This window comes from Nitrosomonas marina (assembly GCF_900110145.1).
GTDB classification, from domain to species: domain Bacteria; phylum Pseudomonadota; class Gammaproteobacteria; order Burkholderiales; family Nitrosomonadaceae; genus Nitrosomonas; species Nitrosomonas marina.
Genome location: NZ_FOCP01000001.1, coordinates 69,961 through 92,225, shown reverse-complemented (window position 1 = coordinate 92,225; position 22,265 = coordinate 69,961). Strand labels below are relative to the sequence as shown.

Annotated in this window: 23 protein-coding genes; 19 read left to right on the top strand and 4 right to left on the bottom strand. The window is 45.8% G+C overall.

Annotation, left to right across the window (positions count from 1 at the left end; all coding sequences use genetic code 11):
• Nucleotides 1–418: 418 nt before the first annotated feature.
• The 9 genes from coxB to BMX44_RS00420 all read left to right on the top strand — a co-directional run bounded on the left by coxB (nt 419) and on the right by BMX44_RS00420 (nt 7,618).
• Nucleotides 419–1,300, top strand: a complete 882-nt coding sequence (gene coxB, locus BMX44_RS00460) for a cytochrome c oxidase subunit II (protein WP_090626949.1) — start codon at nt 419–421, stop codon at nt 1,298–1,300.
• Nucleotides 1,301–1,313: 13 nt separating this feature from the next.
• On the top strand, nt 1,314–2,900 hold the full coding sequence (gene ctaD, locus BMX44_RS00455; protein ID WP_090626948.1) for a cytochrome c oxidase subunit I: 1,587 nt from the start codon (nt 1,314–1,316) through the stop codon (nt 2,898–2,900).
• A gap of 246 nt (nt 2,901–3,146) precedes the next feature.
• Nucleotides 3,147–3,698 carry a cytochrome c oxidase assembly protein gene (locus BMX44_RS00450; RefSeq protein ID WP_090626946.1) on the top strand — a complete coding sequence of 184 codons (552 nt, stop codon included), beginning with the start codon at nt 3,147–3,149 and terminating at the stop codon, nt 3,696–3,698.
• Between the two features lie 4 nt (nt 3,699–3,702).
• Complete coding sequence (locus BMX44_RS00445; protein ID WP_090626944.1) at nt 3,703–3,915, top strand: DUF2970 domain-containing protein; 213 nt, start codon at nt 3,703–3,705, stop codon at nt 3,913–3,915.
• 23 nt (nt 3,916–3,938) lie between these two features.
• Entirely contained in the window at nt 3,939–4,796 is an 858-nt protein-coding gene (locus BMX44_RS00440) for a cytochrome c oxidase subunit 3 (protein WP_090626942.1), read from the top strand.
• Nucleotides 4,797–4,966: 170 nt separating this feature from the next.
• Entirely contained in the window at nt 4,967–5,695 is a 729-nt protein-coding gene (locus BMX44_RS00435; RefSeq protein ID WP_090626940.1) for an SURF1 family protein, read from the top strand.
• A 7-nt stretch (nt 5,696–5,702) separates the two neighbouring features.
• Nucleotides 5,703–6,245, top strand: coding sequence for a hypothetical protein (locus BMX44_RS00430; protein ID WP_245738765.1), 543 nt, complete (start codon nt 5,703–5,705; stop codon nt 6,243–6,245).
• A 102-nt stretch (nt 6,246–6,347) separates the two neighbouring features.
• Nucleotides 6,348–7,241 (top strand): heme o synthase, encoded by an 894-nt coding sequence (gene cyoE / locus BMX44_RS00425; protein ID WP_090626937.1) that lies wholly within the window; start codon nt 6,348–6,350, stop codon nt 7,239–7,241.
• 104 nt (nt 7,242–7,345) lie between these two features.
• Entirely contained in the window at nt 7,346–7,618 is a 273-nt protein-coding gene (locus tag BMX44_RS00420; RefSeq protein ID WP_245738764.1) for a DUF6677 family protein, read from the top strand.
• 262 nt (nt 7,619–7,880) lie between these two features.
• Here the strand turns inward: BMX44_RS00420 and yjgA are convergent, their stop codons facing one another.
• Nucleotides 7,881–8,420: a ribosome biogenesis factor YjgA gene (yjgA, locus tag BMX44_RS00415; protein WP_090626935.1), complete on the bottom strand. Its 540-nt coding sequence runs from the start codon at nt 8,418–8,420 to the stop codon at nt 7,881–7,883.
• A 269-nt stretch (nt 8,421–8,689) separates the two neighbouring features.
• Here yjgA and pmbA point away from each other — a divergent pair, with 269 nt between their 5' ends.
• The 4 genes from pmbA (at nt 8,690) to BMX44_RS00395 (ending at nt 13,361) form a co-directional block, all read left to right on the top strand.
• Complete coding sequence (gene pmbA / locus BMX44_RS00410) at nt 8,690–10,054, top strand: metalloprotease PmbA (RefSeq protein WP_090626933.1); 1,365 nt, start codon at nt 8,690–8,692, stop codon at nt 10,052–10,054.
• Nucleotides 10,055–10,066: 12 nt separating this feature from the next.
• Nucleotides 10,067–10,618, top strand: a complete 552-nt coding sequence (locus BMX44_RS00405) for a TRAP transporter small permease subunit (RefSeq protein WP_090626931.1) — start codon at nt 10,067–10,069, stop codon at nt 10,616–10,618.
• Nucleotides 10,615–11,901, top strand: a complete 1,287-nt coding sequence (locus BMX44_RS00400; RefSeq protein ID WP_090626930.1) for a TRAP transporter large permease — start codon at nt 10,615–10,617, stop codon at nt 11,899–11,901. The genes BMX44_RS00405 and BMX44_RS00400 overlap by 4 nt, the downstream gene beginning before the upstream one ends.
• 215 nt (nt 11,902–12,116) lie before the next feature.
• Entirely contained in the window at nt 12,117–13,361 is a 1,245-nt protein-coding gene (locus tag BMX44_RS00395; protein WP_090626928.1) for an EAL and HDOD domain-containing protein, read from the top strand.
• Between the two features lie 42 nt (nt 13,362–13,403).
• Here the strand turns inward: BMX44_RS00395 and BMX44_RS00390 are convergent, their stop codons facing one another.
• From BMX44_RS00390 to BMX44_RS00380, 3 genes are all read right to left on the bottom strand, one after another.
• Nucleotides 13,404–14,204: a ferritin-like domain-containing protein gene (locus tag BMX44_RS00390; RefSeq protein ID WP_090627227.1), complete on the bottom strand. Its 801-nt coding sequence runs from the start codon at nt 14,202–14,204 to the stop codon at nt 13,404–13,406.
• 511 nt (nt 14,205–14,715) lie between these two features.
• Nucleotides 14,716–15,027 (bottom strand): hypothetical protein, encoded by a 312-nt coding sequence (locus tag BMX44_RS00385; protein ID WP_090626927.1) that lies wholly within the window; start codon nt 15,025–15,027, stop codon nt 14,716–14,718.
• Entirely contained in the window at nt 14,996–15,283 is a 288-nt protein-coding gene (locus BMX44_RS00380; RefSeq protein ID WP_090626925.1) for a hypothetical protein, read from the bottom strand. Before BMX44_RS00380 ends, BMX44_RS00385 begins: the two co-directional genes overlap by 32 nt.
• A gap of 205 nt (nt 15,284–15,488) precedes the next feature.
• On the opposite strand from BMX44_RS00380, the gene BMX44_RS16690 reads away from it, so the two are divergent.
• The 6 genes from BMX44_RS16690 (at nt 15,489) to BMX44_RS00355 (ending at nt 22,240) form a co-directional block, all read left to right on the top strand.
• Nucleotides 15,489–15,638 (top strand): hypothetical protein, encoded by a 150-nt coding sequence (locus tag BMX44_RS16690; RefSeq protein WP_177167622.1) that lies wholly within the window; start codon nt 15,489–15,491, stop codon nt 15,636–15,638.
• Nucleotides 15,639–15,888: 250 nt separating this feature from the next.
• Nucleotides 15,889–17,202: an ATP-grasp domain-containing protein gene (locus BMX44_RS00375; protein ID WP_218143889.1), complete on the top strand. Its 1,314-nt coding sequence runs from the start codon at nt 15,889–15,891 to the stop codon at nt 17,200–17,202.
• A 23-nt stretch (nt 17,203–17,225) separates the two neighbouring features.
• Nucleotides 17,226–19,238: a CocE/NonD family hydrolase gene (locus BMX44_RS00370; protein ID WP_090626924.1), complete on the top strand. Its 2,013-nt coding sequence runs from the start codon at nt 17,226–17,228 to the stop codon at nt 19,236–19,238.
• Nucleotides 19,239–19,328: 90 nt separating this feature from the next.
• Nucleotides 19,329–20,249, top strand: a complete 921-nt coding sequence (locus tag BMX44_RS00365) for a sulfotransferase domain-containing protein (RefSeq protein ID WP_090626922.1) — start codon at nt 19,329–19,331, stop codon at nt 20,247–20,249.
• 77 nt (nt 20,250–20,326) lie between these two features.
• A complete protein-coding gene (locus BMX44_RS00360) occupies nt 20,327–20,749 on the top strand; it encodes an acyl-CoA thioesterase (protein WP_090626920.1) in 423 nt (140 codons plus the stop codon).
• Between the two features lie 213 nt (nt 20,750–20,962).
• The gene (locus BMX44_RS00355) at nt 20,963–22,240 is read left to right on the top strand and encodes an O-acetylhomoserine aminocarboxypropyltransferase/cysteine synthase family protein (protein WP_090626919.1); all 1,278 of its coding nucleotides are present in this window, start codon (nt 20,963–20,965) and stop codon (nt 22,238–22,240) included.
• Nucleotides 22,241–22,265: the final 25 nt, after the last annotated feature.

The window sequence follows — 22,265 nt, the reverse complement described above, 5'->3', positions numbered from 1 at the left end:
TTAATGCCGGATAAATCTGGATGCAGCAGGTAAACCATAAAATAAAAGTGTGATTATCGAGATGTCAACAGGGTTTTTTAATGACGTCAAATTGAAAATACCACTTTATAAACAGGGGAATATTGCTATAAAAATCATGATTTTCCCTTGTTCGGGGCACGTCAGCATGCTAGAATTTCCATTCGATTTAGTAACACAAAAAAGTTGTCCTAGACTTGGTAAATCTAAGTCGTAGATAACAAAAAATTTCGGCCAAAAAAAGTAATTGTCGTCGATATAGTATGGTTATTTTTTTGCAAGATGAGATTACGGCGCTTCGCTTAAGTATATACAGAATGAACAATAATGCATGTTTTGTTCTCTAATGCAAAAGTGATGCCTGGAATCGAAGAGTTCGTAATAATCATGTGGGGGAAATATGAGAAATAAATCAGTAGCAACCTTGGCGGGGGTTACCGCTCTAGCCTTGTATTCAAGCATGGCGTTGGGTTCAAAATATAACTTTCAAGAGCCGCAGAGTGTCATTGCGCAGGATATTTATGATCAGCATATGATGCTTTTGTGGATTTGTCTGGCTATCTTTGTCACTGTTTTCGGCATCATGTTTTATTCGATTCTGAAACATCGCAAGTCAGTAGGGCACAAAGCTGCAAACTTTCACCACAGCACTACAGCCGAGGTGATCTGGACAGTAATTCCTTGTTTGATTCTTATTGTAATGGCATGGCCGGCAACCAAGACCGTCATCGCGATGAAAGACACATCCAGTCCGGATATGACAATCAAGGCGACAGGCTATCAATGGATGTGGGGTTACGATTACCTGCAGGGTGAAGGCGAGGGCATCAGCTTCTACAGCAAGCTTTCAACACCTAGAGCACAATTGGAAAACAAGGAGCCAAAAGGCGAGCACTATCTTCTGGAAGTCGACAATCACGTCGTGGTGCCGGTAGGCAAAAAAGTTCGCATGATTTTGACGGCTAATGATGTGATTCACGCGTGGTGGGTGCCTGCACTGGGTGTTAAGCAGGATGCGATTCCGGGATTTATTCGTGATTCATGGTTCACAGCTGACACACCGGGCATCTATCGTGGTCAATGTGCTGAATTGTGTGGCAAGGATCATGGCTATATGCCAATTGTAGTTGAAGTTCTAGACGAAGAGGCTTACTCAGAGTGGGCCGCTGAGAAACTGGCTAGCATGAAAAAAGACTCTGTAAACCTGGCTTCTGTGGCGACTGAAGTAGCAGGCGATGCCGAAGCGGCTGACGCAGCAGAAAAAGATTCAGAAAATAATTAAGAGGAGATAACCTATGGCAGCAGTACATGGTGACGTACATGGTCACGGGCATGATGACCACCATCCAACAGGTATCATGCGTTGGGTAACAACGACCAACCATAAGGACATTGGTTCAATGTACCTGTGGTTCAGTCTGACAATGTTCTTTACGGGCGGTTTTCTGGCGATGGGTATCCGCGCTGAATTGTTCCAGCCCGGTATTCAGATTCTTGAACCCGAATTGTTTAACTCTTTCACCACATTACATGGCCTGATTATGGTATTTGGTGCCATCATGCCGGCGTTTGTGGGTTTTGCTAACTGGCAAATACCGATGATGGTCGGTGCGCCCGATATGGCGTTTGCCCGTATGAATAACTGGAGTTTCTGGTTGTTGATACCCGCGGCGTTACTACTAGTTTCATCGTTCTTCGTACCAGGAGGTGCGGCAGCTGGTGGCTGGACATTTTATCCGCCGCTGTCAGCGCAGGGTGGCCTCGGTGTCGATATGATGCTGTTTGCGGTACATATTCTTGGCGCATCATCGATTATGGGTGCTATCAATATTATTACGACAGTGCTGAATATGCGCGCGCCAGGTATGACGCTGATGAAAATGCCAATGTTCGTTTGGACTTGGTTGATTACTGCATATCTGTTGGTGTTGGCAATGCCGGTACTTGCAGGTGTGGTGACAATGCTGATTACTGATCGTCACTTTGGTACAAGCTTCTTTAATGCTGCTGGTGGTGGTGATCCTGTATTGTTCCAGCATATTTTCTGGTTCTTTGGTCATCCGGAAGTGTATATCATGATTCTGCCGGCATTCGGTATTGTTTCTGAAATCATTCCTACATTCTCACGCAAACCGCTGTTTGGCTACTCTTCAATGGTGTATGCGACAGCATCTATTGCAATCCTTTCCTGTATCGTATGGGCGCATCACATGTTCACTGCTGGTATGCCGACCGTCGGACAGCTGTTCTTTATGTATGCAACCATGCTGATTGCTGTACCAACAGCCGTGAAAGTGTTCAACTGGACTGCAACTATGTGGAAAGGTGAGATGACATTTGAAACGCCAATGCTTTTTGCTATCGGCTTTATCTTCCTGTTCGTGATTGGTGGTTTCAGTGGCGTTATCTGCGCTATCGTGCCAATTGATATCCAGGTTCAGGATACTTACTATGTAATTGCGCATTTCCATTATGTACTGGTATCAGGTGCGTTATTTGCATTATTTGGCGGTGCTTACTACTGGCTGCCAAAATGGACTGGTCACATGTATGATGAGACTCTTGGCAAATGGCACTTCTGGTTGTCAATGATTTTCTTTAACATGGCGTTTTTCGTTCAGCATTTCTTGGGGCTTGCAGGCATGCCGCGCAGAATTCCCGATTACGCTTTGCAATTTGCTGATTTCAATATGATTTCAAGTATCGGCGCATTCGGATTCGGTCTGACACAATTGCTGTTTGTTTACATTGTTATCAAATGTATACGCAGTAAAGAGCCGGCACCTGAGAAACCATGGGATGGTGCAAAAACACTGGAGTGGACGCATTTGCCTACACCAGCACCTTACCATAGCTTTGAAACACCGCCAGTTGTTAAATAATAACCGACGAGATTCGTATGTCAGAAGAAACAGATTTAAAGCGTAGAAAGATCAAGACAGCAGTTATCTTATTTATTTTAGTGATTGCAATATATGCAGGTGCCTTCTTTTACATGAAATTATAAAAGAAGACTAATCTGCAAATATTGCAAAAGAAAAGGTATGGCCGCTGAATAGATTAAATACCTTCATTAAATCTGTACGCTGTGGCTGTAGCCGATGAATTGGTAAAAGGTGAAAGACAAAATGGCAATCAAAGACAAGGTAGAAAATAACCTGACAATGATGAAGAAGTTGTTGATCTTCACAGTTGTGATGTTTGTTTTTGGTTATGCAATGGTTCCATTTTATGAAAAATTTTGTGAAGTAGCCGGCATCAATAATCTGCTACAGCCAGATACGCTGTCTCAGGAACTGGAAACGGATACCGCACGTTGGGTAACAATAGAGCTTGATGCAAATACACGAGGATTACCATGGGACTTCAAGCCGTTACAGCGCAGCGTGCGCGTCCATCCAGGTGAGTCAGTAGAAGTGATGTACGAAATTATCAATAACTCGGATCGAGAGATTACAGGACAGGCGATACCGAGCTATAGTCCGCGATTTTTGGACAAGCATTTGAAAAAATTCGAATGTTTTTGTTTTACCAGGCAGGTTTTAAAGCCGAGGGAAGTTAAGCAAATGCCGGTTCAGTTTGTGATTGAACCGACTTTGCCCAAGGAGTTTCATACGATCACCATTTCGTATACTTTTTTTGAACTTCCTGTAGGCACACCGGCTATCAGCGAAAAATAGGTGTATGAGTAAAGAAGAGAAAAATACTTCCGGTACATTCATGCAGGTGGCAAAGGCTGTATTGGCTGCATTTATGGGAATCCGAAAGCAAAGTGATTTGGAAAACGATGCTGCCAATTTAAAACCGGCGCAGGTAATCATCGGGGGACTAATCGGAGCAACGCTTTTTGTAATCAGTATTTTGGTACTGGTCAAAATTATTGTTAACTTGAATTGAAAATTGGAACTAGGAGGGTAAGAATGAGTCAACAAACGGGTCACTATTATGTACCAGCCCCGTCAACATATCCGGTTATCGGATCAACGGCGCTATTATTTATGGGGTTTGGTGCCGCGTTAACGATGAATAAAATGGAGTTAGGCTATGGTCTGTTGGCGATTGGCTTTGCGATATTGATTTACATGTGTTTTCGTTGGTTTGGCACAGTGGCAGCCGAAAGCGAAAGCGGAAAATATGGTCTGGATGTAGATAAATCGTTCCGCTGGGGGATGACATGGTTTATTTTCTCGGAAGTTATGTTTTTCGCAGCTTTTTTTGGCGCGTTGTACTACATGCGCGTTTTGTCAGTTCCATGGCTTGCCGATGAAAGCCAGGTATTGGGCCAATCTTTCTGGGGTGCCTATGAAGGTGGTTGGCCAACCACGGGGCCAGGAGAGCATGCTGCATTTACGCCAATGGGTGCATGGGGATTACCGGCAATCAATACACTGATTCTGTTAACTTCAGGTGTGACTGTAACCTATGCTCACTGGGCTTTAAAAGAAGGACGACGTGATGCGCTGAAGAAATGGATGTTGGCGACAGTTTTCCTGGGTGCGTTGTTCATTGGACTGCAAGGCTACGAGTATGTACACGCCTATAATGATTTGAACCTGAGACTGGATACAGGCGCATATGGTTCAACATTCTTTATGCTTACAGGCTTTCATGGTTTCCATGTGACATTGGGAACGATCATGTTGCTTGTTATCTATTTCAGATGTGCCGCTGGACATTTTACACCGGAAAGACACTTCGGTTTTGAAGGTGTAGCCTGGTACTGGCATTTTGTGGACGTGGTTTGGTTGGGTCTGTTTATCTTTGTTTACCTGTTATAAACAAGACACAGTAATATGAATGGGATTCCAGCTTTTACATAGCTGCTCCTGCTAGATAATTATCTGCATTCAGGATTGGGATGCAAAAGTCTGGAATCCTATTTATATGTTAATCAATCAAATACACGGGAAGACGATTATAAGTTTTTTGCTGTTGCTACACATACACTATGACTTTTAAAGGTTATCAGTTTAAGCCCAAGCTTTGGGCTTGGATTGTTACAGCAGGTATGGTAGTAATTTTTCTTGAGTTGGGGAAATGGCAGTTATCTCGTGCTGATGAGAGAAATGAACGCCACGCACAACTGGAACAATTATCAAAAGAGCCTGTAGTCAATATCCCGGGTAGTCGCGTGACGATGGAAGATTTCCTATATCGTCAGGTTGAGGTCAAGGGTAGTTATCGACCGGAGTTCACAATTTATCTGGATAACAAAACCTATAAAGGACAGGCAGGCTATCATGTGCTGACTCCCTTGCAAATTGCAAATAGTGAGCGACATGTGATGATCAACAGGGGCTGGATACCATCCGGATATGATCGATCTGAGCTGCCCGAGGTACCCATGGTTACTGGGAAGACAAAAATAACTGGTACTGTCGTATCACCAGAATTGAGAATGTTGGAACTTGCTGAACCAGATACTTCTGGAAATGTTTGGATAAATTTCAATATAGAACGTTATCAGCAAGCTACTGATCTGAAAATGCAACCGATCATGATTCAACAATCTGACCGGATCAATGATGGTTTAATCCGGGATTGGAAAAAAGCAGACTCGGGTGCATCAAAAAATATCGGTTATGCAATCCAATGGTTTTCCCTTGCTATAACGACAATCATTATTTTTCTGGTGTTAAATGTTAGACGAAGCAACAAGAAGAGCCAACAGGATTAAATTTGTCATGATCGGAGTACTATTACTTGCTCCGCTCATAATTTCATACACACTTTTTTTTGCGGGATACCGGCCCGGAAGTAGTGTGAATTACGGAGAGCTTCTTGATCTACATAAATTGTCAGGTAGCGGTGTAACACAAGATGAAAATATCATTCTACGAATTAGGGATTTGCATGGAAAGTGGGTGATGCTGACGGTTGATTCCGGAGATTGTGATCAGGCATGTCAGCAAAAGTTATATCTTATGCGGCAGATCCGAACCATGCAAAACAAGAATATGAATCGCATAGAACGTTTGTGGTTGGTGGATGACAATGTACCCGTCGAAGACAGGTTCTGGAATGAGTATGAAGGTACGCTGATAGTCAACGCACGAGATAGTGAGCTTCTTGATCAGATTCCTGACAGAGAAATACAGCGTAATCATATCTACTTAATTGATCCTTACGGTAATTTAATGATGCGCTTTCCGGAAGAACTGGAGCCTAGAAAAATGAGCGATGACATCAAGCGATTATTGCAAGTGTCACATGATGAGCACATGTAAATATTAAAAGAATCGAAATATCAAATTACTTACTTTGGCTTTTGGAATGACAGATTAAATCATCAATAAGGCAAAAGATAAATAAGGCAGGAGATGAGTAAAATGGCAACGAGTTTAGCATGGCATGAAGCAGCAACACGTATTCAGCAGTTCTACCGATTAACAAAACCAAGAGTGGTCTCCTTAATCGTATTTACTGCCGTGATTGGAATGTTTTTGTCCGTTCCAGGCGCAGTGCCAATAGATGCATTGTTTTTTGGAACTATCGGAATTGCTTTGGTTGCAGGAGCGGCAGCAGCGTTGAATTGCCTGGTTGAGCATAAGATGGACGCTATTATGGCCAGAACTAAAGGCCGTCCGCTGCCACAGGGCGGAGTGAGCGTTCCGGAGACACTTTTTTTTCTCCTTTTAGTTGGCGGTGCCGGGTTGTTTATACTGTATGCATGGGTCAATCCGTTGACGATGTGGTTGACACTGGGAACGTTTGTCGGGTATGCAATTATTTATACAGTTATATTAAAACCTTTAACACCGCAGAACATCGTCATTGGCGGTGCTTCAGGTGCAATGCCCCCGGTTTTGGGATGGACTGCTGTCACGGGTGAAATTACTGCAGATGCTTTACTGCTGTTCCTGATTATTTTTGCGTGGACGCCACCCCATTTCTGGGCATTAGCTCTTTATCGGAAGAATGAGTACGCATCCATTGGTATGCCAATGCTGCCTGTTACGCACGGTGATCAATTTACCAAATTGCATGTGCTTTTATATACAATCATTCTTTGTATCATCACCGTGTTTCCATATCTAACGCAAATGAGTGGTATGATTTATATCATCAGTGCGCTTGCGTTAAATGCGGTATTTATGTATTACGCAATAGAAATTTACAGAAATTACAGTGATCAGCTGGCACGGAAAGCTTTCCGCTATTCCATTTTGTATCTTGCGTTACTGTTTGTAGCATTGCTTGTCGATCACTACATCTATATTTAAATTAGCGAATACAGAGACTACGGATTTTTGCCGTAGTCTCTCTGTTTAGAAGTTTCAAACAATTCCAGCCATTAAATGATCTCAAGCTGGAATTGCGTCAATCGTTGAGTACTTTTCTTGCGGCATTACTCCATGACAAAACAGCGTATATTATGACAAGGCAAGGTTCCGGTGGAAACGTGCTCGCGGCAATATGCAGCTTTCTGATCCCTGGATTAGGTCAATTAGTTCAAGGACGTGCATTATCGGCATTATTGTTTTTCGTTGTAGTCAGCACTAATTACTTTTTTGCCACTTTGATTATTCCAGCAGTTGTAGGCGGCATTATTCATTTGTGGTCCATTCTTGATGCCGCAAAATTTAACAAGGATGACTAGTGCTCTTTCAATATGATATTGCCGGGTTCAGTGCGCTTGTCAGCGCTTATGGCAAGGCGTGTCTTGCAGGAAATAGTCATTCTATTACCAAAAGACACAACACAGTCCATGGGCGCTGACAAGCGCACCCACCGGGCGTTACCGTGGTGTCCTGCAGCCGCGTTACAGTACTTGAAAAGGGAATAACCCTTTCCCGTGTACTGTGCCTTGCTGCATAACACCACGATAACGCTGTACCTGACAATATCATATTGAAAGAGCACTAGCTAATATCGTCATTTAGTGAATTTCGTTCGTTTTTAATCGTTTCGAGTAATGTGTGAAACAATTGACGATAGTTTTTAGGTGCTTTATTGTTGTCTATTTCTTTGCGCGCATTTCTCACTAACACCCGGATTTGTGTAGTCTCAGCACCTGAATATTGCCTGGTAAATTCTGTTAAAGCTTCATTGTCGGATAAAAGCTGGTCACGCCAGCGCTCTGCCAGATGTGTCAGAGCTATCTGATGGGAGGAGTTATGTTGCAAGGCTCTCAGCTTTTCTTCAATCGGAAGAACATCAATTCGCCGCATCAACTTACCAATAAACTGCATCTGTCTCTGGCGTGCGCCAAATTTGGTGATTTGGCGCGCAACTATGATTGCTTCATGCAGGTCTTCAGGTAAATTCAGCTCGGCAAGCTGGTTATCACTCAGTGTGACCAGCTGCTCCCCAGTTTTTTGCAATGAATGCATCGCTAGTTTGCGCTGCGTTTTACTGGGTTTATCATCTCTCTTGTCGATTTTATCAGCAGTGTTTTGCACGTTAATTGTGTAAGTTAGAATGAATGCGATTCATCTTAACCTTTAGATCAAAGTCTAACCACATTTATTTATTAACACGAACCCAATCTGTTCTTTTTGTAATATTGCGTATAATCCTGTTATATCAAGGAAGCACTCGTGCAGATAATGCGCCTGTAGATTAGCAATTCATTTCACAGTAGCATTTTGCATGTCATGCTTCAAATCTGTCTCTACAGTAATCAGTCTAGAGAATTAATAATAATTTAATCAATACAGAAAATAATTTTATGAATACGTTATCAGCCGAAAAGCAACCTACTCGATTTTCAAATACCTTTTCGAGGCTTGAGCAAATTGCCTGCGATATTCTGGATCATGCCAAACGTGGCGGTGCCAGTGCCTGTGAAACGCATGTTTCCGATGGTTTCGGGCAAACGGTAACGGTTCGCAAAAATGAAGTCGAGACCATAGAATATAACCGCGATAAAGGGCTTTCGGTTACTGTTTATATTGGGCAGAAGCGTGGAAATGCCAGCACATCGGATTTTACGCCACAAGCGATCAGTGAAACAGTAAGTGCCGCTTTGTCGATAGCGCGACATACCGCTACAGATGATTGTGCAGGACTGGCTGACCCAGAACTGCTTGCCCGAAGTTTCCCTGATTTGGATTTGTACCACCCTTGGAATTTACCTGTAGAAAAGGCCATCGAATTGGCCAGAAATTGCGAACAGTCCGCTTTTGCAATTGATGCACGGATTACCAACTCTGAGGGTGCTAGTATATCAACGGATGAATCGCAGTTTGTTTATGCCAACAGCCTGGGGTTTGTAGGGGGGTGCCCATATTCGAGGCATAGCATGAGTTGTGTTGCTATTGCCGAGCAAAATGGCGCCAAGCAACGGGATTACTGGTATAGCGTAGCACGTGATGTTCAAGATCTGGAATCTGTCGAGCAAATAGGCAGAAAAGCAGGGGAGCGCACTGTTACGCGTCTGGGAGCACGCCAGATTCCGACCTGCGAAGTACCCGTATTGTTTGAAGCGCCGGTCGCGGCTAGCTTGCTTGGTCATTTTGCATCAGCTGTCAGCGGGAGCAACCTGTATCGTAAATCGACCTTTTTATTGAACAGCATGGGTCAGCAAATTTTTGGCGGCAATATCAATATACGTGAATGGCCTCATTTACCCAAAGGGCTGGCCAGCAGCGCTTTTGATGACGAAGGCGTTGCCACGGCGACACGAAATGTGGTTGAAAATGGCATAGTCCAGGGCTATTTCCTGAGCAGCTACTCCGCACGAAAACTGGGTATGCAGACAACGGGCAATGCTGGCGGTGTACACAACCTGATGATAGAAAACGGTGAGCCAGTGGGTTTTGACGTTCTGCTGAAGCAAATGAACAGAGGATTGCTGGTAACCGAATTGATGGGACATGGCATCAATACAGTGACCGGGGATTATTCGCGGGGTGCGTCCGGCTACTGGGTAGAAAATGGTGAGATCAGTTTTCCCGTCGAAGAAATCACCATTGCAGGCAATCTGAAAGATATGTTCCTGGGAATCGCAGCAATTGGTAACGACGTCGTCGTTCGCGGCTCCAAACTAAGCGGTTCTATTCTGATTGATCATATGACCGTCGCTGGTGGCTAAAGCATATCCGTTATGCAGAAGTTACGTCAATTGGAGCTATACATAGGTCGAATATCCGGTCTGTTTGGCTGGTTGGCTGGCTGGCTGTGTATACTTATGATTGCTGTCGTGTTCGTTGATGTGATAGCGCGCTACGCATTTGAATCCGGGTCAATTGCCATGCAGGAACTGGAATGGCATTTATTTGCTGCTGTGTTTTTGCTGGGCGCGGCATATACCATGCGTGAAAATGCAAACGTGCGTGTAGACGTATTGTATGAAAAACTCTCCATTCGCAGAAAGGCTGCGATTGATTTGTTCGGAACAGTGTTTTTTGTCATTCCTATGAGTACATTGATTCTGTACAGCTCATTCGATTTTGTTGCTTATTCTTATGAAACTCAGGAGGTATCCAACGACCCTGGCGGTTTGCATTACCGGTTTACGTTCAAGGCGCTGCTGCCATTTGGATATTTTCTGGTTTTGGTCCAGGCGATCGCGGTTATATCGCAAAATATTCGTTTACTTGCCGGTGATTCTCTAGATCCAGGTCAAAGCACCCCAGGACATCGGAAAAAATCATGATCGGTTTGATCATGTTTGTCGTCTGCTTGTTGATGCTGACACTGGGTTATCCTGTAGCTTTTACATTTGCCGGTGTTTCTGTATTCTTCGGACTTTACGCTGAAGGACTAGACCTGTTTATGCTGATTGCGTATCGCCTGTACGCAATAATGACCAATATCACGTTAATGGCAGTACCGCTTTTTATTTTCATGGGGCTGGTACTGGAAAGATCCGGCATCGCAGAAAGAATGCTTGAGTCTATGGGACTGCTGTTCGGGCACATCCGCGGTGGATTGGCGGTATCCACAGTCGTTGTTGGCATGTTGCTTGCTGCATCCACTGGCGTCGTGGGTGCTTCGGTTGTGACTATGGGGCTGATTGCTTTACCTGTCATGCTGAAATATAACTACAATCAGCGGCTTGCCTGTGGTGTGATTTGCGCTTCGGGTACATTGGGCCAAATCATTCCACCCTCGATCGTATTGATCATTCTGGCTGATGTGTTGCACCAGCCCGTGGGTGATTTTTATCGTGCTGCATTGTTCCCCGGCCTGCTTCTGGTTCTGCTGTATATAATTTACTGTCTGGCGGCAGCTTATTTTAAAAAGGAAATCGCTCCAGCCATTCCGCGGGCATCCCGGATAAGTTCAAAACAATTTTGGCAGGCATTCCTTGCAATTGCTCCTGCACTGACATTGGTGATGGTGGTGCTTGGCACCGTGATAACAGGTATCGCAACTCCTACCGAGTCAGCAGCGATGGGTACCGTAGGCGCAATCATTCTTGCTGTGCTTGGCGGTAACCTGCGCGTTTCCATGCTGCATCAGGTTGCGATGGAAACGACAAAGATCAGTGCCATGGTTTTTACCATCCTGGCTGGCGCAACTTTTTTTTCAATGGTTTTTACTTATACGGGTGGCGATGACGCAGTTGAACAAATCATGGAATATCTGCCTGGTGGCCAATGGGGATTTGTTGTCTTGATGATGATCGTCATTTTTTTGCTGGGATTTTTTATTGATTTTGTCGAGATAGCCTATATTTTCGTTCCCATGATAGCGCCTGTACTGCTGAAACTCGATATTGATCCACTGTGGTTCGGTATCCTGATTGCACTGAATTTGCAGGCCTCTTTCCTGACGCCGCCATTCGGGTTTTCACTGTTTTATCTGCGCGGAGTGGCACCGGTATCCCTCGGTACGTTGCATATTTATCGCGGCGTGATACCGTTTATTATTTTGCAGTTGATTGGGCTGGTAATCGTCATGATGTTTCCTGACATTGTGCGGGTGCTTTTATAAAGCGCGATCAGTCGCATAAAGTGCTAAAACGGATAAATAAAGGCATAAACATTCCTTAAACGAAGAATCCTGCGAGTTTATTATCGGTTAGACTCCTGCTCGATATCAACGAATCGCATGTTCTGTGTCAGATTGTGCGTAACAAGTAAATATAGCTTAAAACGTTAATATTGAAGAATCTGCTACAGCTTGCGCGTTTACAGGACAAACAATGAATGAATGAAGTATTTCTAGGCAGGCTTCCGATACTGGACAATAAACAGAACATCGTTGCATTTGAGCTCTTGTTTCGTTCCAATCAGCTGAATAAAGTGCGTGTTACGGACAACCGGGCGGCATCGGCGAATGTCATCATCGATACCTACGGGCAATTGGGTATTGAGAAAGTCATGGGCAAACGGCGCGGCTTCATCAAGGTTGATGCCAAATTTTTAATGAGTGACGCTGTATTTTTGCTGCCTAAAAGCCAGATTGTTTTCGAAATTCTTAGAAGTGTTGAAATAGACGATGCCCTCATAAAGCGCTGCAAGGAAATAAGGCGGAAGGGTTATCAGATCGCTTTGACAGGCGTGGTGTATGTCGATGAGCGATTGGACAGGCTAATGCCAATGGTAAATGTGGTTAAAGTTAATGTTAGCGAGCTGGAGAGTAAAGAGTTAGTCAGGCTGATCAAGAAACTGAGACGGTGGCCTGTCTTATTGCTGGCAGAGAAAGTTGAAAACCGGGAAACAGCGAGGAAATGCATCGAGCAGGGTTTTAATATGTTGCAGGGCTTTTATTTTGCAAGACCCGAGATCATTTCTGGAAAACGTATTGATCCATCTAAACTGTCACTACTGAAACTATTGCTGCTCGTTGTCAAAGACAGCGAGGTTGTCGATATCGAGAACGAGCTTAAGTATCAACCTGGATTGAGTTACAACCTGCTTCGCATGGTGAATTCTGCTGCCACGGGTACGGCCAGAACGGTAAATTCGATTAAAAGAGCAATCATGATTTTGGGCAGAAAACAGCTCCAGCGATGGGTGCAGATTCTGCTTTATTCTGCCAAACAAAAAGATGGCAGTACATCGGATGCACTTATTCAGACCGCATCTGTTCGTGGAAAATTACTCGAGCTCATCGCAATAGCAGACCGGCCTCATGACAAGAATCATCATGACCGTGCTTTCATGGTGGGTGTGTTATCGTTACTGGATACCTTGTTGGGCATGAAAATGTCCGAGCTCGTTAAAACGCTGAGTATCCAGAAAGATATGAGTGATGCGTTGTTGTCAAGGCGAGGTTATCTGGGCCGCCAACTGGCACTGATTGAAGCACATGAAATTGGTGAATTCGAAACAGTGTCATCAATACTGTCGGAACTGGGATTCCTCAATATGACAGAATTTACACAACTGGAACTGGAGGCACTGGTTTGGGCAAATCGTATCAACGATATGGTCAACTCAGAATGCTGATGCTCAGGTAACAATCCATGTGGAAAAAAACTTGCCAGGATTTCAGCGTTTCATGCTTTCGAGTGCTTTAAGCTCGGTTTCAGTAAAACCTGCCTGTTGCCTCGCTTCATAGTGAAGCGGGCCCGAGAGCTGTCCCGTGAAGTATTGATTGAGCAAGTCGCTGAATGTGCGGTCCGCGTTCAATTGTCGTTGATTGCAAAAATACTGAAACCAGTATGAACCGATTTTTACGTGGCCGATTTCATCGCGCAATATAATTTCAAGTATCGCAACGGTTTTTTCATCTCCAGCGATATGCAGGCGATTGATAATGCCCGGTGTTACATCTAGCCCTCTGGCTTCCAGTACACGCGGGACCAGGGCCATACGTACCATTGGATCAAAGGCCGTTTTTCTGGCCATCTCCCACAAGCCGTTATGGGCTGGAAAGTCGCCGTAATCGTGCTCCAGTTCAAGCAAGCGATTTCGCAGTAACTGGAAATGTTGGGCTTCCTCGCAGGCGACACGTATCCAGTCACTATAAAATTGCGCAGGAAGCTGGCGAAAACGATACACCGCGTCCCAGGCGAGGTTGATGGCGTTGAACTCAATGTGTGTAACAGCATGAATTAATGAGACAAGCCCGGTTTTCGTGCCTAGTCGACGTTTGGGCACACTGGCCGGTAATACCAGCTCTGGCTTCGCCGGGCGTCCGGGCTCTCCAATGGGTTCGGGTACCTGTCGGGATTCGATTGATAACAGTTCCTGATGCCACATTTGGGCGGTTTGATTGGTTAAATACAGCTTATGGTCTATTTCCCGAGCGTTCAAACAGCGTTGAGCTGCGTCAAAAAGCGATTCCATAGTAATGTCAAAAACAGAAAATTTGTGATTGTTAATCATTGTCGCCTGTTTTAAACAACAAAGCTATGATAGTTGGGGATGGCGGTTATAGTAGCCCAATAAGCAAATACCTGAATGCAGTACCGGGCATAATAATCAGCCACTTTTTTCTGACAGATAGGCAACGATAGCATTTGAAATATCCCCATGCGCTATTCAGTCAAAAACCGAGAACATGGGTTGTGATTTGATTTCGAGAAATACCGGCTCGCCTGTTACCGGGTTCAATTTGAAATCTGCAGCGCTCCACTCCATTCGCAAGGTTCTCATTTACTGATCAAGGCCGGTTAACAGGGTATCGGAGAGTCGTTGGATGCGCGTGATTTTACGGTTCTGTGCCTTTCTGGCAGTCAATACCATCCGATTGAATATGGAAACCGAAATAGATCTTGTCCAGTGCGTAAATACACAGATCGGTCCGGGTCAGCTTGCGTTGCACAATTGCAGGACAAACGGCTATGCCGTTTCTTAACTACGTTTGTTCCATCAGGTTATGGATGTTTTCTGCGTAACCGCCGTCAGTAACAGTCTTGGCAATCATTTCATGAGCTGAATTCCGCGACTTAAAATATTTATAATCATTTGTAACCAGAGTGACGGGTATCTGCAGACCAGCAGCTTTTGCACAGTACAGCGTTTCCAGTTTTATGGTTAAGCGTCCTATGCATTGACGGTTCAGTATCCGAATAAGGGCTGTGGTGACAAGCCAGCCGTTCAAGGCTGTAGTCCAGGAAGAAACACGGAAATCGGCGTTAGCGGCATCGATGTTGCCGGAAAAAAACATTGCGCCGCATGAACAATGCCGTTGCCTGTATTTGTTTCCCGTTGATAGACAGGGTATTGGCATTAAGGTCACAGATTAGTGAAGGATGGCAGTTTTCTCCGATCAATATTGATATGACTTCAACATGCAGGCTTTTGGTTGCCTGAAGGATCGAAGCAATACCGGGGTCATGCAGTCCTTCGGTAATCAGGATTTTTCCTTTGCGCTTGTTGTCGGTCCTGGTAGAAGGCCGGGATTGAGTCAGTGACTTGTCCATGGATAGCAAAAACAGTCAGAGTCTGCCAAAGGGAGTTGCGATGATAGCGAGCGGGTTTTCTATTCCCGAACCTTCTTCTTCGGTGGCCATCGTTGTTGGGTTTTCCAGAGCATATCAGGAACCATGATGGGAAATCCGGGCCTCCTGACGGACCCAGAGATAGGCACGTCCCAAGGGAATTACGGTTTCTGGAGGTGTATTCAGTATGCACCATACCATCGTTAGGAACATCGACGAAACACCTCAGCTCAACGTCAAGTTAAATCCTGACAGAATCCTTTTCATCGGATTCCCCGATGTAGCCGCGAATTATTTTGACGCGTGGATTCTTGCCGGTGTTCTTGATGATGGCTGATATAAACGACTGAAGCTTTAACCGGCCGTTTTTTTATTCTGGAGCCTGTTAGACTTGTTGTCCGTGTGCCATTTCAAATTTCTCTACAGTATTCAGTTTTTTCCTGCAGATAGATTTTACGTCACAACTGGTACGGTTGCGGGAACGTGATCCGTTTTATTTGAGTGGTGCTGGTTTGTCCATGAATGCCATGCGGGTATGTGTTATCGTAACGACTGAGACGGTGTTACAGGAAGATGGGTGAAATATCATGATGCATGATACGTGTATTAAAAATATCTTCGTTTTTGGAGCGGACGAATTCAATATCAGTCAAATGCAGGCGCTCGCTTCCGCAAAAGATTATTGTTTTCATGAATTACTTACGCATCAACAGGTTAAAGGCTGGAATGGATATTCGTTGCAAAATATTCACAAAAGTGCGATGGAGCGTTTAAAGGCCTTTCCGGGATCAATCGATGCAATTGTCGGCTATTGGGATTTTCCAGTCAGTACAATGCTACCGCTACTTCGGCAACCGTTTGGTTTACCCTCGCCCAGCTATCGATCAGTGCTTATTTGTGAACATAAATATTGGTGTCGGTTGGAACAAAAAAAAGTTATTCCCGATTATATTCCTGATTTTTGTGCCATCAATCCGTTCGCCGACAATGCAAAACGATCTGTAACAGTTCAATACCCGTTCTGGATCAAGCCGATCAAATCAGCTTCTTCTCATCTGGGTTTTAAAGTGCGTAATGAAACTGAGCTCGATCAGGTTTTGCAGATTATCCGTAAGAAAATTTTCCGTTTTTCCCGGCCATTTAACTATATGTTGCAATTTGCTGAGCTACCAGACGAAATCGATGCCGTGGATGGAAATTATTGTATTGTGGAAGGGATTATCTCCAGAGGACGACAATGCACGCTCGAAGGTTATGTTTATCATGGTGAAATGACGGTGTATGGCGTTGTCGACTCGATTCGTGAAGGACAGCATCGTTCCAGCTTTGCGCGTTATCAGTACCCGTCAACGATTCCAGTGCGTATCCAGCGGGAAATGGTCGCTACAACAGAGTGTTTCCTCAAGCATATCGGTTTTGATAACGGTCCGTTTAATATCGAGTACTACTGGGAATCTAATAAAGCTGGTCACGACAGGATCTGGTTGCTTGAGATCAATACACGGATTTCGAAATCACATTGCCCGTTATTTCGCGATGTCGATGGCGCTACACATCAGAAAGTCATGCTGGAGCTGGGATTAGGAGAAAAACCGGTTTTTCCACGTCGCGAGGGAAAACACAAAATAGCAGCAAAATTTATGTGGCGTGTTTATCATGACGCGTATATACGGCATGTTCCCTCAGCGCGGGACCTTCAGATACTCGAACATGAATACGCCGATGCTAACATTCAATTGCATGTGCGTAGTGGTATGCGTTTGTCGGAACTTATGGACCAGGACAGTTACAGCTATGAAATCGCAGTTATTTTTCTTGCGGGTAACAGTCAACAGGAATTGCTGCAAAAATACCGTGATTTGAAAAAAGCGATGCAGATCGAACTCGATCCCGTCAGTTGACTGCTGAACAAAGGTGTATTCCTATGAAAACGGTTGAAGACTTCCCTTGTCGGATACTTCACATTGAACATCAGTGGATTCAAATGCCGGATGGTGTGCGGCTGGCCGCACGTATCTGGATGCCCGAGTCTGCGAATACGCATCCGGTTCCTGCCATACTTGAATATATTCCCTATCGCAAGCGAGACGGTGTCCGTTTGCGCGATGAAAGCATGCACCCGTATTTTGCGGGTCACGGTTATGCCTGTGTTCGTGTAGATATTCGCGGTAGCGGCGATTCAGAAGGCGTTTTACGCGATGAGTATCTGCAGCGCGAGCTTGATGACGGCGTTGCCATCATTGCGTGGCTGACACAACAGTGCTGGTGCGATGGAAATGTCGGAATGATCGGTATTTCCTGGGGAGGCTTCAATGGATTGCAGATTGCCGCCTTGCAGCCGCCCGCGTTAAAAGCGGTTGTCAGCGTCTGTTCTACTGATGATCGATATGCAGATGACGTGCATTATATGGGTGGCTGCCTGCTCGGCGACAATCTTTCCTGGGCTTCAACCATGTTTGCCTATAATTCGCTGCCGCCCGATCCAGTTACTGTCGGCGACAAATGGCGCGATATGTGGTACGAGCGACTTGAGAACAGTGGACTATGGCTCGATACCTGGTTGCAGCACCAGCATCGGGATGAATACTGGCAACATGGTTCTGTCTGCGAAGATTTTTCCCGTGTGCAGATTCCTGTTATGGCGGTAAGCGGCTGGGCTGACGGATACTCAAACGCAGTGTTCCGTTTGTTGAAAAATCTGCCCGGACCGCGGCAGGGACTGATCGGACCGTGGAGTCATAAATATCCACATTTAGGCGTGCCCGGGCCTGCAATCGGTTTCTTGCGGGAATGTCTGCGCTGGTGGGATCAATGGCTAAAGCAGAAGGAAACCGGGATTATGAATGAACCCATGCTGCGCGCATGGATGCTCGACAGCATGCCACCGTCTACCTTTTATCATCAGCGCTACGGGCGCTGGATCAGTGAGCCATGCTGGCCGTCATCCAATATCAAACCGATGGTTTACACATTGGATGAATACCGTCTGGTTGAAGAGCATGAGGCAACAGTGGAGCATGAGCTGACACTACAATCACCTTTGAGCAACGGTCTGTTTGCCGGCAAATGGTGCTCCTACAGTGCAACACCCGATTTGCCGCATGACCAGCGTGAAGAAGATGGCGGTGCCTTGGTGTTTACCTCAGCTTTTTTACCTCATACGCTTGAAATACTGGGTGCACCCGTACTCGAGCTGGACGTGTCGGCAAATCAGCCGGTGGCCATGATTGCAGTCCGCCTGTCTGATATGCGACCGGACAATAAAGTAACGCGTATTACCTACGGATTACTGAATCTTACACACCGCGACAGCCATGCCAGTCCTTTGCCCCTGGAGCCGGGTAAACGCTATTCTGTACGCGTTCAGCTCAATGATGTAGCGCAAACATTTCCGGCGGGTCACCGTATTCGCATCGCGATCTCCACCTCTTATTTTCCGCTCGCCTGGCCACCACCGCAATCAACCCAGATAAAAATTTTTACTGGAAACAGCCGGCTGATATTGCCGATACGCTCGCAGCGGGAAGAATGCATTAGCTTCTCAGAGGCCGAGGGATCAGTAAGCAGCGGGCAACGCCAGATAACTGAAGGGCGCCATAACTGGCGTGTAATACGTGAACTCGATCAGGATGTTTCGATACTGGAAGTTATCAACGACAATGGCGTTTACCAGCTGGAGGAAATCGATTTGACGGTGCAGCGCAAAGCAGAAGAGTGGTATTCATACCAGGGTGATGATTTCAGCTCAGCACGGGGTGAAACGTTGTGGACGAGGGGTCTTAAGCGAAATGACTGGCATGTCAAAACCGTGACGCGGACTGTATTGCGTTGTGACGAAAACAGTTTCTTTCTGGATGCAGAACTTGATGCTTATGAAACGGATAAACGCATTTTTTCCAGAAACTGGAACCGCCGCATTAAACGCAATCTGGTGTAATTGGCTGCGCTTTATTCGCAAGCAGGATTATTTGCCTGTCAGCATGTTTTCTATTAAATTATTTCGATTTTCTCGAACAGGACACACAGGATGAGTAATCTGCCTCGACGCACCCGGACATATCAGAACCATCATATGGACAGCACCCGCTGGGACTACTTTGAACCGCGGAACGATGATATCGTCATTGCGACTTCATATAAAGCAGGCACTACCTGGACACAGGCAATTCTGGCGCATCTGCTTTTTCCTGGCGGTCGTTTTCCTGCTCCGCCCTTTGATATGTCGCCGTGGCTGGATATGCGGATAGTGCCGCTCGAAGTGGTGTTGAACAAGCTGAAAGCGCAGCAGCACCGTCGTTTTATCAAGACACACCTGCCGCTGGATGGCCTGCCGTATCGTCAGGATATCAAATACCTTTATATCGCCCGTGATGCCCGTGATGTGTTTATGTCATTATGGAATCATTATTCAGCGATGAAAGAAGAAACATTCATGCTGATGAATCATCTGCCGGGCCGGCAGGGCGACGAACTTCCTCCGCCGCCGAAAGATATTCATGTTTTCTGGAAAAACTGGATGACACGTGGCGCGTTTGAATGGGAAAGCGATGGCTGGCCGTACTGGTCACATTTGTCTAATGTGCAGTCGTGGTGGCCTTACCGTCATTTACCAAATATCCAACTGTTTCATTACAGCGATATGCTGGCAGATACAGAACGAGAGATTCGGCGCATGGCAGCATTTCTGGAGATTGACGTGCCGGATCATGCCTGGGATACGCTTATCAAGGCCGTGTCATTTAACGAAATGAAACAACAAGGCGACTTGTATGCGCCGGGGGGCGGTCAGTTCTGGAAGGGCGGGGCGGCCGCTTTTCTCCACAAAGGCACCAACGGACGGTGGCGCGAAGTATTGTCTGATGAAGAACTGGTGCTCTACGAAGCGGCCTGTAAACAGGTTCTGACGGACGATAGCAGGAAATGGCTTGAAAATGGCGGTCCGGTTTGACAGTGTATGTGTGACAATGAAAACGCAGTTGCTTGTTCATTACTTTTTCAATCACAAACTTATGGCAGAAAATAATTATGCGTGAGAACAACAGTGATCCGGCACTTCATGTTCCTTTGCCGGAGGCACAGCCGGTATTGCGCATGGTACCCAAATCATCGGATACCAATCATGCTGGAGATATCTTTGGCGGCTGGATCATGTCGCAGGTCGATATTGCGGGCACAATACCCGCTATTCGGCGCGCGCGCGGGCGTGTGGCAACGGTGGCTGTCAATTCCTTTGTGTTCAAACAACCTGTGCTGGTTGGTGATCTTGTCAGTTTTTACGCCGACATTATCAAAATTGGCCGCACTTCAATTACCGTCGATGTGGCGGTATACGCTCAACGCGGGTTGCGCGAAGGTGGTGAGGAAATCTGTATCAAAGTCACCGAGGCAGAACTGACTTACGTTGCCATCGACGAGAACCGACGGCCAAGACCGGTACCAAAAATCTGAATGACGATTGAGCCCGGACGGGATGTGAACTCCATTCATCTCCGGAATCAATGATCATACAACTTTTCAACAAGGAAGCTTTTATTTTTAGAGAAAGGAAACGGATTGTTCAATCCCTTTTCTTTCGGTGTAAAAATGTCAATTCGAGAGCGATACGGGTGCGTCAGGTGCGCACAAGAAATCTATCTTTAACCTATAAAGCAGAGAAAAAACATGAAACTTGAAACCCTGGCTTTGCACCACGCGTATGCGTCTGAAGCGACAACCCGCGCCGCAGCGGTGCCGATTTATCAAACCACTTCATTTACGTTCAAAGACACGCAGCATGGCGCCGATCTTTTTGACCTGAAAGTACCGGGGAACATATACACGCGTATCATGAACCCGACGTCCGACGTGCTGGAACAGCGTTTGGCGGCGATGGAAGGTGGTGTGGGTGCGCTTGCGGTGGCTTCCGGCATGGCAGCAATTACGTACGCAATACAGTGTATCTGCGACGCGGGTACGAATATTGTCAGTATCAGCCAGTTGTACGGCGGCACGTATAATCTTTTTGCGCATTCACTGCCCAGACAGGGCATAGACGTTCGCATGGTGTCGCATGAAGATTTTGATGCGATTGAGCAGGCGATAGATGCAAATACCCGAGCGATATTTTGCGAATCAATCGGCAATCCGGCAGGCAATGTAGTTGATATAGAACGTCTGGCGACTATTGGACACAAGTTTGGCGTACCGCTGATTGTCGATAATACTGTTGCGACGCCGTATTTGTGCCGTCCATTTGAATTGGGTGCAGATATCGTCGTGCATTCGCTGACCAAATACATTGGCGGGCATGGGACCTGTATCGGTGGCGCGATTATCGATTCCGGCCGGTTTGACTGGGTAGTTCATAAAGATAGATTCAAGATGCTGAACGAACCCGACCCGTCATATCATGGCGTGGTGTATACTGAAGCCTTGGGTCCGGCGGCGTATATAGGGCGCTGCCGTGTTGTGCCCCTGAGAAATATGGGGGCGGCATTATCACCTTTTAATTCGTTTCTGATTATGCAGGGCCTTGAGACATTAGGATTGCGTATGGAACGACATTGTGAAAATGCCGAAAAAGTGGCGGCGTTTTTACAAAATCATGACAAAATCGAATGGGTTAATTACGCGGCATTGCCCAATAGCCCGTATTTCCAGACCTGTCAGAAAATTACCGGTGGAAAAGCTTCAGGCATTTTAAGCTTTGGTATTAAGGGCGGGTTTAACGCCGGCGTACAGTTTATTGATGCGTTGAACATGATTCTGCGCCTGGTAAATATCGGCGATGCCAAGTCACTGGCGTGTCATCCTGCATCGACCACGCACCGGCAGTTGAATGAGAATGAGCTGGCGGCTGCCGGGGTAAGTCAGGATCTGGTACGCTTATCCGTTGGTATTGAACATATCGACGATATTATTGGCGATATCGAGCAGGCACTTGCTGTGACTGATATCTAATTTGTCTGTTACAGAGGTATGTCAG

What these genes read in the sequence shown, in the direction of transcription:
- coxB (WP_090626949.1), top strand. Translation starts at nt 419, where the DNA reads ATGAGAAATAAATCAGTAGCAACCTTGGCGGGGGTTACCGCTCTAGCC.
- ctaD (WP_090626948.1), top strand. Translation starts at nt 1,314, where the DNA reads ATGGCAGCAGTACATGGTGACGTACATGGTCACGGGCATGATGACCAC.
- BMX44_RS00450 (WP_090626946.1), top strand. Translation starts at nt 3,147, where the DNA reads ATGGCAATCAAAGACAAGGTAGAAAATAACCTGACAATGATGAAGAAG.
- BMX44_RS00445 (WP_090626944.1), top strand. Translation starts at nt 3,703, where the DNA reads ATGAGTAAAGAAGAGAAAAATACTTCCGGTACATTCATGCAGGTGGCA.
- BMX44_RS00440 (WP_090626942.1), top strand. Translation starts at nt 3,939, where the DNA reads ATGAGTCAACAAACGGGTCACTATTATGTACCAGCCCCGTCAACATAT.
- BMX44_RS00435 (WP_090626940.1), top strand. Translation starts at nt 4,967, where the DNA reads ATGACTTTTAAAGGTTATCAGTTTAAGCCCAAGCTTTGGGCTTGGATT.
- BMX44_RS00430 (WP_245738765.1), top strand. Translation starts at nt 5,703, where the DNA reads ATGATCGGAGTACTATTACTTGCTCCGCTCATAATTTCATACACACTT.
- cyoE (WP_090626937.1), top strand. Translation starts at nt 6,348, where the DNA reads ATGGCAACGAGTTTAGCATGGCATGAAGCAGCAACACGTATTCAGCAG.
- pmbA (WP_090626933.1), top strand. Translation starts at nt 8,690, where the DNA reads ATGAATACGTTATCAGCCGAAAAGCAACCTACTCGATTTTCAAATACC.
- BMX44_RS00405 (WP_090626931.1), top strand. Translation starts at nt 10,067, where the DNA reads ATGCAGAAGTTACGTCAATTGGAGCTATACATAGGTCGAATATCCGGT.
- BMX44_RS00400 (WP_090626930.1), top strand. Translation starts at nt 10,615, where the DNA reads ATGATCGGTTTGATCATGTTTGTCGTCTGCTTGTTGATGCTGACACTG.
- BMX44_RS00395 (WP_090626928.1), top strand. Translation starts at nt 12,117, where the DNA reads ATGAATGAAGTATTTCTAGGCAGGCTTCCGATACTGGACAATAAACAG.
- BMX44_RS00390 (WP_090627227.1), bottom strand. Translation starts at nt 14,204, where the DNA reads ATGGAATCGCTTTTTGACGCAGCTCAACGCTGTTTGAACGCTCGGGAA.
- BMX44_RS00385 (WP_090626927.1), bottom strand. Translation starts at nt 15,027, where the DNA reads ATGTTTTTTTCCGGCAACATCGATGCCGCTAACGCCGATTTCCGTGTT.
- BMX44_RS00380 (WP_090626925.1), bottom strand. Translation starts at nt 15,283, where the DNA reads ATGGACAAGTCACTGACTCAATCCCGGCCTTCTACCAGGACCGACAAC.
- BMX44_RS16690 (WP_177167622.1), top strand. Translation starts at nt 15,489, where the DNA reads ATGCACCATACCATCGTTAGGAACATCGACGAAACACCTCAGCTCAAC.
- BMX44_RS00375 (WP_218143889.1), top strand. Translation starts at nt 15,889, where the DNA reads ATGATGCATGATACGTGTATTAAAAATATCTTCGTTTTTGGAGCGGAC.
- BMX44_RS00370 (WP_090626924.1), top strand. Translation starts at nt 17,226, where the DNA reads ATGAAAACGGTTGAAGACTTCCCTTGTCGGATACTTCACATTGAACAT.
- BMX44_RS00365 (WP_090626922.1), top strand. Translation starts at nt 19,329, where the DNA reads ATGAGTAATCTGCCTCGACGCACCCGGACATATCAGAACCATCATATG.
- BMX44_RS00360 (WP_090626920.1), top strand. Translation starts at nt 20,327, where the DNA reads ATGCGTGAGAACAACAGTGATCCGGCACTTCATGTTCCTTTGCCGGAG.
- BMX44_RS00355 (WP_090626919.1), top strand. Translation starts at nt 20,963, where the DNA reads ATGAAACTTGAAACCCTGGCTTTGCACCACGCGTATGCGTCTGAAGCG.